The following is a 15,333-nucleotide window of genomic DNA, read 5'->3' as shown; positions in this document are numbered from 1 at the left end:
AAGCACTCTAGAGCTTCGGCGATCGATCGATAAAATAGCCCTCTATGTCGCCCAGCATCATCCACCTCAGTTCGCCTCACGATCCTCAACTGGCTCGCTACCAGCGCGCGTACGAGCGTAAGAGTCATATGAGCGATGGCTACTTCGTTGCCGAAAGCCAGTTTCTGGTGCAGCGGCTTCTCGAGAGCCCCTTTCACGTGGAATCGATTCTCGTGGACAACCCGGCCAAGATCCCAGAGCTTCCCCCGCAGCGTGTGGGCCAGTTCCCGATCTACGTCTTACCGCGCGACGATATCAAGGAACTGGTCGGCTATAACTTTCATCGCGGGATCTTGGCCTGCGGGCAACGTCCTCAGCGAGATACGATCGAGTCGGTCTTTCCTGGCGATGTCCCACAAACCTCCACGATTCTGGCGGCCTCGAAGATCGGAGACTCCGAGAACCTGGGCACAATCATCCGCGCGGCCTGTGCATTTGGGGCCGATGCCATCCTGCTCGACGACGGCTGTGCCGATCCATTTGCACGACGCACGCTTCGCGTTTCAACCGGACATGCGTTCAAGATACCGATTGTCGAAAGCGAAGACTTCACGACCGACCTTCTCAAGCTTGTGGCGTTGGGCTTTGAAAACTTCGCGACCGTTCTCTCGGACAACGCGACTCCCCTCTCGCAAGTCAACCGAGCCCCACGCAGCGTGCTTCTAGTGGGTCACGAAGGGTATGGGCTGGAAGAAGAAACGCTCGCCCACTGCACCCACCAGATTACCATTGCGATGCAGCGTGGAAGTGACTCGCTAAACGTGGCGATGGCCACCGGCATCTTTCTCTATCACTTCTGCCACATGCAAGGGACTTTACCAGCGGATGATCTCGCCTGAGACAATCTGTCGCTCTCCGGCGGAAGTTTCGACCAGCAGTGCCCCTGATGGATCGATGCCGTGACACTCGCCTGCGATCTGCTTATCGGCCTGACGCGTTTCAATCGCGCGGCCCGTTAGCAGGCAATGCGTCCGCCAGTAAGGGAGCAGGTCGGTCAGGCAATCGACGTTTCGCCCGCATAGCTCTCGAAATCGCGTCAAGAAGCCCAGCAAAATCTCAGGCAGAAAGTGCTGCTGGCCGGTCACATCGGTCATCGCGATCGCTCGTTGTTGAACATCTGTCGGGGCATCTTCCAGCGAGTTGTTGACATTCACGCCAATCCCCACGCACAACACCGGCTCGGCGGCGTCTCGCTTTTCGACCAGGATGCCGCAGACCTTCCTGCCGCTCAGGTAGACATCGTTGGGCCATTTCAATTGAAAGCCGTCGGACTCGGTCAATGCCTCCAGCGTCTGGCACATCGCCACGCCAGCGATGAGCGAACATCGCGGCCAGTTGCTAGGCACGACAGGCGTATCGTCTTGGCCCAACATCGCGGTGAACGTCAGCGCCCCATCGCCAGCAAACCAGCTACGCGATCCCCTGCCCCGCCCTTGGGTCTGCCGACGGGCCACAATCACCGCCGGCAAGCGTTGGCTATAGGCAGTCAGGTTGGCCAGCGCATGGTCGCTTGTCGATGGCAACTCATCGAACACATCGACAACCGCAAAACCAGCTTGACGCTCGATCTCTTGCCGTGCTAAATCGGGAAACCAATCATTCATCGTTTAATACCACAACGCCAGGGGATCTCTATCTATCCCCTCGGGGCTAAGCATAAAGCCTACGACAGTCGAATCATGAGGTCGCCGGTCTCGACTTGGCTACCGGGTTTGACGAGCACTTCTTCCACTGTCCCGGCCACTTCGGCATAAACGGTGGTTTCCATCTTCATTGCTTCCAACGACAGAAGTTTCTGCCCCTTAGCGACCTTCTCGCCTGACTCGACGGCAACGGTCACGACCATGCCTGGCATCGAGGAACCAATCTGCTTCGAATCGCCGGAGTCGGCCTTTTGCCGTTTAGGAACGTCCGACTCGAGCGAATGATCGAGGACGCTGACTTCGCGTGGCTGGCCGTTCAGCTCGAAGAAGACCACGCGTGTGCCGTCGGGGTGTGGATCGCTTACTGTCAGAAACTTCACGATCAGCGTCTTGCCTGTTTCGATATCAATCACCAGTTCTTCGCCTGGCTCTTGGCCGTAGAAGAAGACCGGAGTGGGCAAGTTGCTGATGTCTCCGAACTCGACCTCATGCTTGGCAAAGTCTTCGTAGACTTTGGGATAAAGCAAGTAGGAAACGACTTCGTTTCGCTTGGGTGTGCGGCCCAGGATCTTCTCGACCTTTTCCGCTGCGTCGTCAAAGTCGGCTGGCTCGAAGCTTTCGCCTGGCCGTGTGGTCAGGATTGCTTCGTCCCGCATTACGCGTTTCTGAAGGCCTTCAGGAAAACCGCCCGGCGGCTGCCCCATGCGGCCACCCAGCAAGTCTTTGACCGAAGCCGGGAAGGCCAGTTCTCGCTCGGGATTGAGAACATCTGCCGGCGTCAACTCGTTGGCGACCATAAACAGGGCCATATCGCCGACCGCTTTCGACGTCGGCGTCACCTTCACGATGTCGCCCAGCATGTCGTTCACCTGAGCGTAGATCTCGCAGATCTCGGCCCATTGATCCGACAAACCCAACGCATGGGCTTGCTGGAACAGATTGGTGTACTGACCGCCTGGCATTTCGTGGCGATACAGATCGGCCGTCGCCGGCAGCACGGTGCTTTCAAACGGCGTATAGAACTCGCGCACCGATCGCCAGTACTCGGCGATTTCGTCGATCTGCTTTGTCCCCAGCTTGCTTTCCTGCGGTGTGCCGCGAAGCATCTCGACGACCGTATTGAGATTCGGCTGCGAGGTGCCACCGGAAAGAGGCGCCATGGCCGCATCGGCAATGTCGAGCCCGACTTCGGAGCCTTCCAGGATCGAAGCGGCCTGAATGCCGGCCGTGTCGTGCGTGTGGAAGTGAATTGGCAGGCCGATCTCTTCTCGCAGCGTCTTGATCAGTTTGCGTGCGGCGGTCGGCTTACATAGCCCGGCCATGTCTTTGATGGCCAGGAAGTGGGCCCCCATGCTTTCCAACTGTTTGGCTAGGTCGACGTAATACTTCAGCGAGTACTTGTCTCGTTTCGGATTGCTAATATCGCCGGTGTAGCAAATCGAAGCTTCGCAGATGGCCCCCGACTCGATGACGGCGTCCATGGCCACCTTCATGTTCGGCACCCAGTTGAGCGCGTCGAACACGCGGAACACGTCGAGCCCGGCCTGGGCAGCCTCTTGGACGAACGCTTTGACGACGTTATCCGGGTAGTTCGTATAGCCCACGGCGTTGGAGGCCCGAAGCAGCATCTGGAACAAGATGTTGGGTATGCGTTGCCGCATGTCGGCCAGACGCTGCCAGGGCGACTCTTTCAAGAATCGCATGGTTGTATCGAAGGTTGCCCCACCCCACATCTCGATCGAAAACAGGTCGGCGCAGTTGTGAGCATACGCTGACGAGATGTTCAGCAAGTCATTGGTCCGCATGCGTGTCGCGAGCAAGCTTTGGTGGGCATCGCGAAAGGTCGTATCGGTGTACAGCAACTGCTTTTGATCGCGCACCCACTGGGCGAACTTTTCGCTCCCCAGTTCCTTAAAGCGATCGCGCGAGCCCTTGGGCAGCGGCGCGTCGACATCAACGGTGGGCGTGGGAGCCGGGTCACGGCGTTTGGAGACCACTCGATCTTTGACCAAAGGGTTCCCGTTGACGGCGATGTCGCCGAGGAATTTGAGCAACTTCGTCGCGCGATCTTTACGCGGAATGAACTGCATCAGATCCGGAGTTTCATCGATGAATCGCGTGGTACACATTCCATCGACAAACGTCGGGTGCTTCATCAGGCGAGAGAGGAAGGGAATATTCGTCTTCACACCTCGCACGCGGAACTCTTGCAGCACGCGTTCCATCCGTCGCGCCGCATCGACGAAACGCCGACCGCGGGCGGTGACCTTCACCAACAACGAGTCGTAGTACGGATGCACCACCGCGCCACTAAACGCACTGCCGGCATCAAGCCGCACGCCCATCCCGGCACCACTGCGGTAGTGAGTCACACGCCCATAGTCAGGCATGAACTTGTTCGACGCGTCTTCAGTGGTGACGCGGCACTGCAACGCAAAACCAAACGGCACGACCGACTCTTGCGTGGGAATCCCGATTTCGGGGTGATCGAGCGATTCTCCCTGGGAGACCAAGATTTGCGACTTCACCAGGTCGATGCCGGTGATTTCTTCGGTGACGGTATGCTCGACCTGAATTCGTGGATTGACTTCAATGAAGTAGAACTCGCCGGTGGCGGCATCCAGCAGGAACTCTACCGTTCCGGCTGCGTAGTAATCGACGGCCTTACCGATGGCGACGGCCGCATCGCACAAACCTTGCCGGGTCTGCGGATCGAGCTTCGGTGCTGGGGCGATCTCGACCACCTTCTGATGCCGCCGCTGCACGCTGCAATCGCGTTCGTAAAGGTGCACCAGGTTTCCCTGCTTATCGCCCAGCAACTGCACTTCAATATGCCGGGCCTGCTGAATGAACTTCTCGATGAAAATATCGGGGCTGCCAAACGCGTTGAGCGATTCGCGCTGAGCTTCTTTGAAGGCCGACTCGAACTCTTCGGCAGAATTGACCACCCGCATCCCGCGACCACCGCCCCCTTTGGCGGCTTTCAGGATGATCGGGAAACCCATCTGTTCGGCTAGTTCTTGGCCCGCGGCCACGTCTTCGATCGCCGCGTCGCTTCCCCCCAGAATCGGCACACCGGCCTGCTTGGCCACGCTGCGGGCAGCCGTCTTGTCACCGAGCATCTCTAAGCATCGCTTCGAGGGACCGATAAAGACGATGCCGTTCTTATCGCAGGCATCCGCCAAATCGGGGTTCTCGGACATGAACCCATAACCAGGATGGATGGCATCGATATTGTGCGTCTTGCACAGGTGAATCACGCTGGGGATGTCTAAGTAGGCCCGAACAGGCTCTCCCTCGTGGCCAATCAGATAGGCTTCGTCGGCCTTGAAACGATGTAGAGCAAAGCGATCTTCGTAAGAGTACATCCCGACCGTCCGAATCCCCAATTCATGGGCACTACGGAAAATACGGATGGCGATTTCGCTACGATTGGCTGCCAGAAGCTTGGTGATTTTTTTCATAGTCGGCCGTATTCAACAACCGGCTACCCAAAGCAGGGCAGCCAGGCGGGAGAGATGTTGCGGGGTAAAGCCGGCCAGTATACCAGATAGTAGGTGTAGAAAACGAGCGTAAGTCAGTCATCAATTTGATCGAATCCGACATGCCCGGTGGTAGCTTGATCGCATTATGCTGGCGATTCCTAATGGTTCGGCGGCAGAGCGCCGCGACCTTGCAGCAAGGTGAGACCACAGCGCAAGAAAAGAGAACGAGTTCGATCACTCGTTCTCTTGATAGTATTCGCTAGTCTGCTGGGCCTCGTCTCGCAAATTAGATGCGCGAGATGCCCGCTGGCTCAGCATAATCTTCGTCGGTATCGGCATCAGCATCGCTGCTGGGACTAGCACCCGGATCACGGAATCGGTAGCCGACACCACGCACGGTTTCGATAAGATCGGCGAACTCGGCCATCTTACGACGGAGCGCTCGAACATGGACGTCGATGGTACGTTCCATGACGACGGTGTCTTCACCCAAAGCGGCGTCGATTAGTTCTGATCGATCGAACACGCGGCCTGGCTGACGCGTGAGCGTTTCCAACAGGCGGAACTCGCTGCGAGTCAGCTGCAGCGGCTTGCCATGGACGGTTGCGCGGTGGCGGCGACGATCGATCGTCACCCCTTGGCTGGCAACCACATCGGTTGTGGTTGTTTCGGTTCCGCGACGACGACGCTCGAGGGCTTTGATTCGTTCCAACAGGACTTTCACGCTGAACGGCTTGGTGACATAATCGTCGGCCCCAAGCGAAAAGCCGATCAGTTGATCCGACTCTTCCGCTTTGGCGGTCAGCATCAGCACCATGATGTCTCGGGTAGCGGGATCTGCCCGCAGCCGACGACACACTTCCAGTCCATCGACGACCGGAAGCATCAGGTCCAGAATTATCATGTCCGGCGTCTTCACTTGCGCCTGGGTTAAACCATCCTGACCATCGTAGGCGGAGAGTACCTCGTAGCCGGCCTGACGTACGTTGTAAGCCAATACGTCGGCCAAAGCTCGGTCGTCTTCGACAATCAGAATTTTCATTCGGGCCATGTCTAGGTCCAATTTACTAAAACAAAAAAGGGTGTTACGCACGTGTTATGGAGTCTGCATCGCTACCGTTAGAAAAACGATGTCGTACGATGACTCCCTCAACCATATAGATCACGTCATCAGCAATATTGACGGCGTGATCTGAAATTCGCTCAATGTGTCGACTTGCTGAAAAGCAATGCAAAGCAGGAACCACCTGATCAGGTCGATCACGCATCACTTTTTGTAGTTCTTCGATAATCTCGCGATTCATGCGGTCGACATCGGCATCCATCGCGCCCACACGAGCAGCGGCGTGAATGTCCATATTGACGAACGAATCGAGCACGTCCGAGACCATCCCCTTGGTCATCTCGACCATGCGTGCCAAACGTGCAGGGATAACGAACGCGGGGAACTCGATCACGCTCTTGGCTCGCTCAGCCAAATTCACCGTGAGATCCGCCATGCGTTCCAGGTCGTTGTTTACTTTGAGAACCGTCGCGATTCGTCGGAGATCGACGGCGACCGGCTGATGCAATGCCAACGTCTTGAGGCACTCTTCTTCGATCTGAACTTCACGCTCGTCGACAATGATGTCGATCCCGATCACCTCGTCGGCGATATGCGGGTTACGTTCAAACAGTGCCCGAGTCGCCTTTTCGAGCATTTCCTCGACCACTCCCGATAGCGATAGCACCTCGTGATGGAGGTGATCCAGATCGCGTTGCAGATGGAGAGGCATCGTGATTTGTCTAAGAATATCGTGGGACTGGGGTGAGCTCGGCTCCGCCGGCATCGGACCGAAAGCGAGGACCTACTTTCCCGAGGGCACGCCCCTAAAGATCGCAGAAATGAGGTGCTTTCGATGAACCTTATGTTAACCCTGCTCTGTTAAGACAATGTAAACACATTGGTTAATTTGTAAGAACCCGGCATCTTTTCAGACGAACAGTAAAGGTAGCCCCCTCATCCAGGTTGCTTTTCAGGTCTACGCTCCCCCCGAACGAGCCCGCCAAGTGCTTGACGATTGAAAGACCCAGCCCCGTACCCCCCATTTCTCGGGAGCGTGCTTTATCGACTCGAAAGAACCGCTCGAATATTCGCCCCTGAGCTTCTAAAGGGATGCCGATACCGTTGTCTTGAACCGAGATGGCTACCTGATCACCTTCGTTGTGCCAGCGGACGAGGACATCGCCGGGCTTGCCGGAGTACTTCACCGCGTTATCGACCAGGTTCCCGACGATAGTTCTCAGCCCTTCCTCATCGGCGCGGACGTAGATCTCGTCATCCTCGGCCGATTCAACGATCAGGCGAATGTCTTTGGCGGCGGCTTTGTCTCGTAGCGAATCGACACTCCACTGAGCGATGTCAGCGACATTGACGTCGGTGATGTCGAAGACTTCCTGGCCAGCTTCCACGCGAGCCAACTGCAACATATCCATGATCAAGTCATGCAGTCGGTCACTTTGATCGGTAATTTGCCCAAGGAAGTATCCACGATTCTCGGCGTCGTCGACCGCTCCCATATGAAGCGTTTCGGCGTAGGCACGAATGGCCGCCAGGGGCGTTTTGAGCTCGTGAGAAACGTTGGCCACAAACTCTCGTCTGAGGTTTTCCAGCCGGCGTAGTTCGGTCATATCATGCAGCACCAAGACGACGCCAGGACAAGGATCGCCCGGCAGGCAATTCGCTTGAATATTGATGAACCGGCGAACCGGCGACGATACTTCAAACTCGGACGAACATGCCTGACCGGTCGACATCGCTTGTTGCACCGATTGGTCGAGCGCCCGAATCCGCGTGACTTCGATCAGAGGCCGACCTTCCACTTTGTCGGCACGTATGCCCAGCAGATGCCGCACGGCCTGGTTCGCCAGCAGCACAACTCGGTCGGCATTTACGGCGAGAACCCCTTCGACCATGCTTCCGAGGACCGTTTCGATACGGTTGGCTTGATCGCGCAGGGCCGTCTCACGCTGAGTGACGGCCATGGCCATGGCTTGAAAATGCCGCACGAGTTGCCCGAGTTCATCGCGAGACGAGTTCCACAGGTGCTTCATTTGACCGTTCTCGGCCAAAGCATCGCAGGCCTCGGTCAGATCGATGACAGGATCGACCGCTTTGGTTTCGACAATGCGTGTAAGAAAGATGCCTGCGATCACGGTCCCGATCGCGATGCATCCCACCACCAAGGCAATCGCCCCTGGCGAACTATCGAGATTGGCCTTGGGAATTCCGGCACGGACAAACGCGATCGTATCGCCTTTGTGAACCACCCGCTGCGCCACCATGAGCATTGTGACGTCCTGATCGACTAACAGCCTTTCGGCGTATCCGAAGTCGCGTGTATTGGCATTGCGAAACTCGCTGAGTTCGCTCAGGTTCTCCATTCTTCGGGGTGGGTAGAGCGAATCGGCCAAGACCCGGCCACCATCACTAATGATCGTTAAATACAACCCAGACTCGGTAGCAAAACGCTTCGCGTGACGTTGCAGTCGGTCTTCATCCAGGCGATTCGGGTCATCCTCGTTAAGGACACTGGCCTTTACCAGTTGGACAACCGTTTCCAGGTTTTGGATTCTTTCCTGCCGAATGGCAGACCGCCGCTCTTCTGCGGCAGCCCAAGTCATCGCAACCAGGGTTACAAAGCTTAACGCTACCACCAACAGTAAGATGTATGTTCCTATACGTGAGCGTACCATGGTGTCTCGTCAACAATCGTCCCTGCGGAGAAAATGCCATCTTGTATCATAAAAGGGACTTCGCCATTTGGCATGAGCGAATACCGCATGTTTTCATGAAGTTCCGTTCATAATCCGCTCTGACAACGAAAAAGGGCGAGCCATCCGGCCCGCCCTTTCAAGTTATTTATTCACTGTGATCAGCACCAACGTTTAGATGGTGATCGACTCGCCAGGCATTGGAACCACGTAAGGCGATTGTTCCTGCTGCTTCTTGGCGGCTTCGGGATTTGGCTTGACCGGAGCTTCGTCTTCCATGTTGGTCAGCTTGTCGAAGTCAGCCAGGGCGATCTCCGACTTCAGGGCGTCGTCGTACTTCAGCACTTTGCCACCCTTGCCGCTGTGACCACCGGAGTAAGTCGCCATACGACCGAAGATTGCGGTCATGGTGCTGTGAGCACCGTAGTCCCCTTCGTTCGGCCGTTCGCCATTTCGCAGCGAAGCGAACAGGTCGTGGTGTTCTTCCTGGTGACCACCACGGCCGCCTTGACCGTAGCTCCACGCCAGGTCGCCCTTGGCGTCGTAGATCTTGCCGCCACTGATGTCGGCGTAACCCTTCGAGCCATGTGCGTGTTCCGAAACGCTGTTCCAGCAGCCAGGAATGTGGCGGCAAGAGCTGAGCATTTTCACACCGTTGGGGTAAGTGAACTCGATCATATGGTGATCGTAGATTTCACCATGATCGGCACCCTTACGAACCTGACGACCACCTTGGCCTTCGGCCGTTTCCGGAGGTCCATCCATCAACCAGTTGATGACGTCGAGGTTGTGGATGTGCTGTTCGACGATGTGATCGCCACACAGCCAGTTGAAGTAGTACCAGTTACGCATTTGATACTCGAGTTCGGTCTGCGAGGCAGAACGGTTACGAGTCCACACGCCGCCTGAGTTCCAATAGGCTCGGCAGAAGATGATGTCGCCGATCGCACCGTCTTTCAAACGGTTGATCGTTTCGACATAGGCTTTCTCGTGATGACGCTGCAGACCCACGGCGACGGCCAGGTTCTTTTCCTTGGCAATCTTATTGGCTTCCAGCACACGGCGAATGCCTGGGGCATCGGTACCGACTGGCTTTTCCATGAAGATGTGCTTACCGGCGTTCACTGCGGTTTCAAAGTGCAGCGGACGGAAACCAGGCGAGGTGGCCAAAATCACCAGGTCGCAATCGGAATCAATCACCTTCTTGTAGGCATCGAAACCAACGTATTGACGATCTTCCGGCACTTCGACTTGCTTGGCGTGACGACTCGAAAGGGAACGCAGGCTCTGCTTCAGACGATCTTCAAACACATCGCCCATCGCCACGAGCTTGGTGTCGCCTTTGGTGTTCATTGCTTGATCGGCAGCACCGGTACCGCGACCGCCACAGCCCACCAAACCGATTTTGATTTGATCGCTACCAAACGCATGGGCGCTTTGGGCGATGCTTAACGTACCCGCGATTGCTCCACCGGCGACGAGCATGGACGAACCAGTCTTGATGAAGTCACGCCGCGAAGGCTGGGTCGCGTTGGTCTTGTTCTTCGAATCTTTCTTAGCCATAGATGGAGACTCTCCGTTTCGCGTGGATATTAAGTGATGGCGAGGTGGGAAAATTTAGACGTGCGTCGTACTATGAGGTTAAGCTAAAAGCATACTGGATTCTCTTAAACGATTCAATTATTTGTAGGCGAGATAAGGGCTTGCGTGAATTAATTTCCCACCGCCGCACTCGATCTGTCGGAGCGAAAGTGACGCTATCATTCTCAAAGGGGACTGTATTTTGGGGGGCGTTAATGCTCGCTCTCAGCATGTCCAACTACCGCTTGTGCGCGGGCGAGAATTCCCTTCTTACGGTCAGCCAGCCTCACATGGGGACAATCGTCCGCATAGTGGCCGACTGCGATGACGCCGGGCATTTCCGCAAAGCCACCGACGAAGCGTTTGCTCGCATCCGAGAGATCGAACAGATCTGTAGCGATTATCGGAGTGATTCCGAGGTCCTGCAGCTTTCCGCGAAATCTCCGACAGAGACACCTATTCTTGTAAGTGACGACCTGTGGAACGTTCTGGCCGAAGCTCAGAAGGTGAATCGAGCCTCTAACGGGGCGTTCGATATCACCGTCGGCCCACTGACCAAGGAGTGGCGAAGGTTCCGCCGCCGTGGACAGTTGGACTCCGAGCGTATCGAAGCCATGCAAGGGTCCGTGGGGGCGCAGCATCTTACGTTGGACGAAAATGCCCAAGCAGTGAGCCTGGCCGTCAGCAACATGCGAATCGACCTCGGAGGCATTGCGAAAGGATATGCCATTGATGCGGCCCTTGAGATCTTAACTTCGCATGACATTCCGCGAGCGCTAGTCGATGCAGGCGGCGACGTCGCCGTAACCGGTGCTCCGCGTGGTGAGGCAGGATGGCGGGTGGGGCTTGCCGGACTCGATCCGAAACAGCCGCCGATCATGATTGCCTACATTTCGCAGTGTGCGGTCGCCACCTCAGGCGACGCGTTTCAGTTCCTCGAACACGATGGGAAACGCTATTCGCATATCCTAGATCCACGGACCGGTTACGGAGTCGAGCATCGCGCAACGGTTACGGTCTTCGCCAAGAGTGCCACCGAGGCGGACGCCTGGGCCTCGGCGATCAGCGTACTCGGTCCCCAAGAGACTCCCAACGTCTTAAAGCAGCAACCAGGCATTGCGGCCTGGATAGAAGTGCTTGTCGACGAAAAGCCGATCAGCTGGGCCAGCACGAACCTGGGAAGTTGGCTGAGCGAACACAGTCAGAAGCAATCAGCCGACAATTAACGCAGCGTCTCGAACAGAGGGCCCTCTAGGGCCTGTTTCCAATAGGCCAACGTACGTTCGGTGACGCACTGCGACTGGACAGCCGAGTGGGTGACGGCCTCGAACAATGCTTCGGCCTCACGCTGAAACCCAAACAATCGCATGCTGCGAATAACGCGGGTAATTCGCAACTGATTGTGGTTCATGGGGGAGTGCCAGTTCTCGCGATTGCTCGCCAAACCAAGCTCGGAAATGAACTGTCCCTCATCGTTCAACTCGAAGCCGAGGAACCGCGCAAACCTCGTGATCATTTCGTGCATCCGCTGACGGGCATCGATATTCTCCTGCAAAACGTGCCTGGAATGCTCGTCGACCAGCGGACAATCGGGATTGACGCTAGACGTTTCATGCAGGGGAAACATCCATTGAATGATGTCGTGCTGCGATTCTAACTCGCGGTCGGTCAGGGCCATCATATCGAGAACCGATCGACCGTAGGGGTCGGTCCCATCATGGCAATAGAAATCGACAACGCGCGAAGTCATGTTGACTCTCCTGTAAGTGAGGCGATTGTCTATGAATAAGAATAGGCAATCGCCGCTGCGTTGGCGAGTAAAATGGGTTCACGCGTTACTTTACCGCTACTGCTTGCGGTTTGCACCGCTGGACACAAGACACCTAGGAACCTCTTATGCGACATCTGCTGCTAATCTTGGGCGATCAGTTGGATCGGGAATCGGCCATTTTCGACAGCTATGATCCCCAACAGGATCTACTCTGGATGGCCGAGACAGACCACGAGATTACCTACGTCCCCAGCCACAAGCAGCGGATCGTCTTGTTCCTTTCCGCCATGCGTCACTTTCGGGATGAACTGAACGATGCCGGCCGGCGGCTTCAGTACCATCAGCTATATGCCGACAAGCGTAAGGATTCAGGCAAGACCTTCGGTGAGCTTCTTTCGCAAACGATTAAAGAGGAGAAACCGGAAGCGATTCGCGTGGTGCTGCCAGGCGATTACCGCGTGAAGCAGTTGCTAGAAGAAACCGCCGCGGAGTATGACGTCCCGATTGATTTCCTGCCAGACGTTCACTTCTATTGCACCGTGAACGAGTTCCAGAAGTTCGCCCAAGGCCGTAAATCGCTGCTGATGGAAACGTTCTATCGCCAGATGCGTAAGAAACACGAGATCCTCATGCGCGGCGAAAAGCCGGTGGGAGGTACTTGGAACTATGACCATGACAACCGCGAATCGTTTGACAAAGAAGGACCTGGCAACATCGGTCGTCCGACATCGTTCTCGCATGATGAGACGACCACGGAAGTGATTCGCCTAGTCCAAGACAGATTCGCCGATCACCCAGGCGAGGTCGACGCGTTCAACTTACCGGTGACCCCCAGTCAGGCCCGGCGGATGCTATCGGATTTTATCAAGTATCATCTCCCGGACTTTGGTAAGTACGAAGATGCGATGTGGACAGACGAGCCATTTCTGCACCATTCTCGGCTTTCAACTAGCTTGAACCTCAAGCTGTTAAATCCTCGGGAATGCGTTCAGGCCGCCATCGGAGCTTACCAAGAGGAGGCGGCTCCGATGGCCAGCGTGGAAGGCTTTGTGCGGCAAATCGTGGGCTGGCGCGAGTTTATTCGCGGCGTGTATTGGACCAGGATGCCGGAATATGCCGAGATGAATCACTTCGATCATCAAGCAGCGTTGCCGTCGTTTTTCTGGGATGGCGAGACCGAGATGCAGTGCGTCCGGCAGTCGCTGTCTCATCTTTTGAAATTCGGCTATGTGCATCATATCCAACGCCTGATGGTCCTGGGCAACTTTGCCCTGACGATGGGTGTGCATCCCTATCGGTTTCATGAGTGGCATATGGCCATGTATCTAGACGCGGTGGACTGGGTGTCGCTTCCCAATACCCTTGGTATGAGCCAGCACGGCGATGGGGGCGTGGTGGGCACGAAGCCATACTGTTCGACCGGCAATTACGTCAACAAGATGAGCAACTTTTGCCAAGGCTGCGTCTACAACCACAAGAAGGCCGTGGGAGCAGAGGCATGTCCGATCACGACCTTCTATTGGGATTTTCTCGATCGACATTTTGATGAGCTTCAAAACAACGCACGCATGAAGTTGCAAATGAAGCATGTCGAGCGAAAGAGAAACTCAGGGGAACTTGTTGATATACGGCAGCACGCAGAGAAGCTCCGCGAAGACTGGGGCATTAAGAACTAGCCAACGCCATGTTAACGCGATTAGAAAACCAGGAGGCTAACGCCAACGAGGTGTCAGCCCCCTGGTTCATCCCCTAATATTCTTTGTCGGAGCCTAAGTCTGTCTTGCCCCCAATTGCCGCGTCAGCGAACCTACCCGTGCAACTGAAGAAGGCGTATCCGTGGTAGTCGTACTTGGCTCATTTCACCGAATTCTCAGAACGCATTCGAGCTAACCTAGAGAACTTCCGCCGGGACCAAATCATGCTACGGTAAATGAAGGTAGGATGAACTCACCAAGGTGGTGGGGATTCTCGCTGAGTGGCATGATGGAGAGATGCGTGTTGCTTCAGGATGAATTTCCCAACAACAGACGTTATTTTCATTTATCCTTCCGATTTTGTCTTTGGCCAAATCCACTGCCAGCATGCCGAATAATTACAAAAACGAATGGATTGATCACCTTGAACACCTCTTTGCCCAGGCCCCTGCGTTGGCACTGGTCGAGGACTTATTTGCCCGGCTAGACGAAGTGAACCTCTGTATCAAGGATCTGGAAGGACGCTATCTAAGCGTAAATAGCGCATTTTTGCGAAGCGTTCCCAAGCTTCGCCGGGAAGAGGTAATTGGGAAGACGGCCTTCGATATTTACCCGCGTGCCCTGGCGATCGGCTATCAACACCAAGACCGTCAACTCCTGACCCGTGGGCAAAATTTGCACGACCAGCTAGAGATGATTACCAATCCCGATGGATCGCTAGGGTGGTATATCACCAGCAAGGTTTTGGCCAAGAACGTGGCCCAGCAGGTGATCGCGATCATTGGCATGTCGCGCGACCTGCATGCTCCGACAGAAAAGGACGATCGCTACGACAAGCTTTCAGTCGCTCTTCGTCGCATGCAAACCGAATTCGACAAGCCGCTTCGTGTTCAGCAATTGGCGGATGAATCGGGGTTATCGGTTAGCCAGTTCGAACGCCTGATGCGAAGCATGATTCAAATCACCCCCTCGCAATATTTGATTCGGCAAAGGGTAGAAGCGGCGGCTGTGATGCTGCGCGATAGCGAAAAGAATATCGCCGCGGTAGCGATGGATTGCGGCTTCAGCGATCAACCATCGTTCTGCAAACAGTTCAAACGAATTACAGGCCTCTCGCCACTTAAATACAGGAAGATGACGCAAGACGGGAAGTAGCGTACGCCCCGTCCTACGTCACTCTTCCAGCACTTTGACTAAACGTCGAAGATTTCGACGACGACTTGCGTGGTCATGGCAATTTATCCCTGGCTGTTAGATTTCACATGGTGAAACAGTCGCCAACTCTCGCAACCGAGAGTCGAGCCTAAGAGGTCGCGTCTTAAACGACAAACCGCAAAGACTAGCCTGCGAACTGCATGCTCAGTCAT

11 protein-coding genes are annotated in these 15,333 nt (G+C 55.6%); 4 read left to right on the top strand and 7 right to left on the bottom strand.

Annotation, left to right across the window (positions count from 1 at the left end):
• Positions 1–44 precede the first annotated feature (44 nt).
• Entirely contained in the window at positions 45–878 is an 834-nt protein-coding gene (locus tag HOV93_RS23860; RefSeq protein ID WP_207399069.1) for a TrmH family RNA methyltransferase, read from the top strand.
• On the opposite strand, the gene HOV93_RS23855 is transcribed toward HOV93_RS23860, so the two are convergent.
• From HOV93_RS23855 to HOV93_RS23830, 6 genes are all read right to left on the bottom strand, one after another.
• Entirely contained in the window at positions 855–1,643 is a 789-nt protein-coding gene (locus tag HOV93_RS23855; protein WP_207399068.1) for a biotin--[acetyl-CoA-carboxylase] ligase, read from the bottom strand. The genes HOV93_RS23860 and HOV93_RS23855 overlap by 24 nt on opposite strands.
• Before the next feature lie 59 nt (positions 1,644–1,702).
• Positions 1,703–5,146 (bottom strand): pyruvate carboxylase, encoded by a 3,444-nt coding sequence (locus HOV93_RS23850; RefSeq protein WP_207399067.1) that lies wholly within the window; start codon positions 5,144–5,146, stop codon positions 1,703–1,705.
• A 307-nt stretch (positions 5,147–5,453) separates the two neighbouring features.
• Positions 5,454–6,218, bottom strand: coding sequence for a response regulator (locus tag HOV93_RS23845; protein WP_207399066.1), 765 nt, complete (start codon positions 6,216–6,218; stop codon positions 5,454–5,456).
• A gap of 34 nt (positions 6,219–6,252) precedes the next feature.
• Positions 6,253–6,942, bottom strand: a complete 690-nt coding sequence (gene phoU, locus HOV93_RS23840) for a phosphate signaling complex protein PhoU (RefSeq protein ID WP_207399065.1) — start codon at positions 6,940–6,942, stop codon at positions 6,253–6,255.
• A 172-nt stretch (positions 6,943–7,114) separates the two neighbouring features.
• Positions 7,115–8,902, bottom strand: coding sequence for a sensor histidine kinase (locus HOV93_RS23835; RefSeq protein WP_207399064.1), 1,788 nt, complete (start codon positions 8,900–8,902; stop codon positions 7,115–7,117).
• 192 nt (positions 8,903–9,094) lie between these two features.
• Positions 9,095–10,483: a Gfo/Idh/MocA family protein gene (locus HOV93_RS23830; protein WP_207399063.1), complete on the bottom strand. Its 1,389-nt coding sequence runs from the start codon at positions 10,481–10,483 to the stop codon at positions 9,095–9,097.
• Positions 10,484–10,716: 233 nt separating this feature from the next.
• Here HOV93_RS23830 and HOV93_RS23825 point away from each other — a divergent pair, with 233 nt between their 5' ends.
• Entirely contained in the window at positions 10,717–11,727 is a 1,011-nt protein-coding gene (locus HOV93_RS23825; protein ID WP_207399062.1) for an FAD:protein FMN transferase, read from the top strand.
• Here the strand turns inward: HOV93_RS23825 and HOV93_RS23820 are convergent.
• Positions 11,724–12,251 carry an opioid growth factor receptor-related protein gene (locus tag HOV93_RS23820; protein ID WP_207399061.1) on the bottom strand — a complete coding sequence of 176 codons (528 nt, stop codon included), beginning with the start codon at positions 12,249–12,251 and terminating at the stop codon, positions 11,724–11,726. The two genes, HOV93_RS23825 and HOV93_RS23820, sit on opposite strands and share 4 nt — an antisense overlap.
• Before the next feature lie 146 nt (positions 12,252–12,397).
• On the opposite strand from HOV93_RS23820, the gene HOV93_RS23815 reads away from it, so the two are divergent.
• Complete coding sequence (locus HOV93_RS23815; RefSeq protein WP_207399060.1) at positions 12,398–13,948, top strand: cryptochrome/photolyase family protein; 1,551 nt, start codon at positions 12,398–12,400, stop codon at positions 13,946–13,948.
• Between the two features lie 384 nt (positions 13,949–14,332).
• Entirely contained in the window at positions 14,333–15,121 is a 789-nt protein-coding gene (locus HOV93_RS23810; protein ID WP_207399059.1) for an AraC family transcriptional regulator, read from the top strand.
• Positions 15,122–15,333: the final 212 nt, after the last annotated feature.

It is taken from the genome of Bremerella alba (genome assembly GCF_013618625.1).
GTDB classification, from domain to species: Bacteria; Planctomycetota; Planctomycetia; order Pirellulales; family Pirellulaceae; genus Bremerella; species Bremerella alba.
Note: the sequence above shows the minus strand (reverse complement) of the source record. Positions and strands in the feature narration are given on the sequence as shown.

Bases quoted from the DNA above. Each gene is read 5' to 3' on its own strand.
- HOV93_RS23855 (WP_207399068.1), bottom strand. From the start codon at position 1,643: ATGAATGATTGGTTTCCCGATTTAGCACGGCAAGAGATCGAGCGTCAA.
- HOV93_RS23850 (WP_207399067.1), bottom strand. From the start codon at position 5,146: ATGAAAAAAATCACCAAGCTTCTGGCAGCCAATCGTAGCGAAATCGCC.
- HOV93_RS23815 (WP_207399060.1), top strand. From the start codon at position 12,398: ATGCGACATCTGCTGCTAATCTTGGGCGATCAGTTGGATCGGGAATCG.
- HOV93_RS23825 (WP_207399062.1), top strand. From the start codon at position 10,717: ATGCTCGCTCTCAGCATGTCCAACTACCGCTTGTGCGCGGGCGAGAAT.
- phoU (WP_207399065.1), bottom strand. From the start codon at position 6,942: ATGCCTCTCCATCTGCAACGCGATCTGGATCACCTCCATCACGAGGTG.
- HOV93_RS23835 (WP_207399064.1), bottom strand. From the start codon at position 8,902: ATGGTACGCTCACGTATAGGAACATACATCTTACTGTTGGTGGTAGCG.
- HOV93_RS23820 (WP_207399061.1), bottom strand. From the start codon at position 12,251: ATGACTTCGCGCGTTGTCGATTTCTATTGCCATGATGGGACCGACCCC.
- HOV93_RS23845 (WP_207399066.1), bottom strand. From the start codon at position 6,218: ATGGCCCGAATGAAAATTCTGATTGTCGAAGACGACCGAGCTTTGGCC.
- HOV93_RS23830 (WP_207399063.1), bottom strand. From the start codon at position 10,483: ATGGCTAAGAAAGATTCGAAGAACAAGACCAACGCGACCCAGCCTTCG.
- HOV93_RS23860 (WP_207399069.1), top strand. From the start codon at position 45: ATGTCGCCCAGCATCATCCACCTCAGTTCGCCTCACGATCCTCAACTG.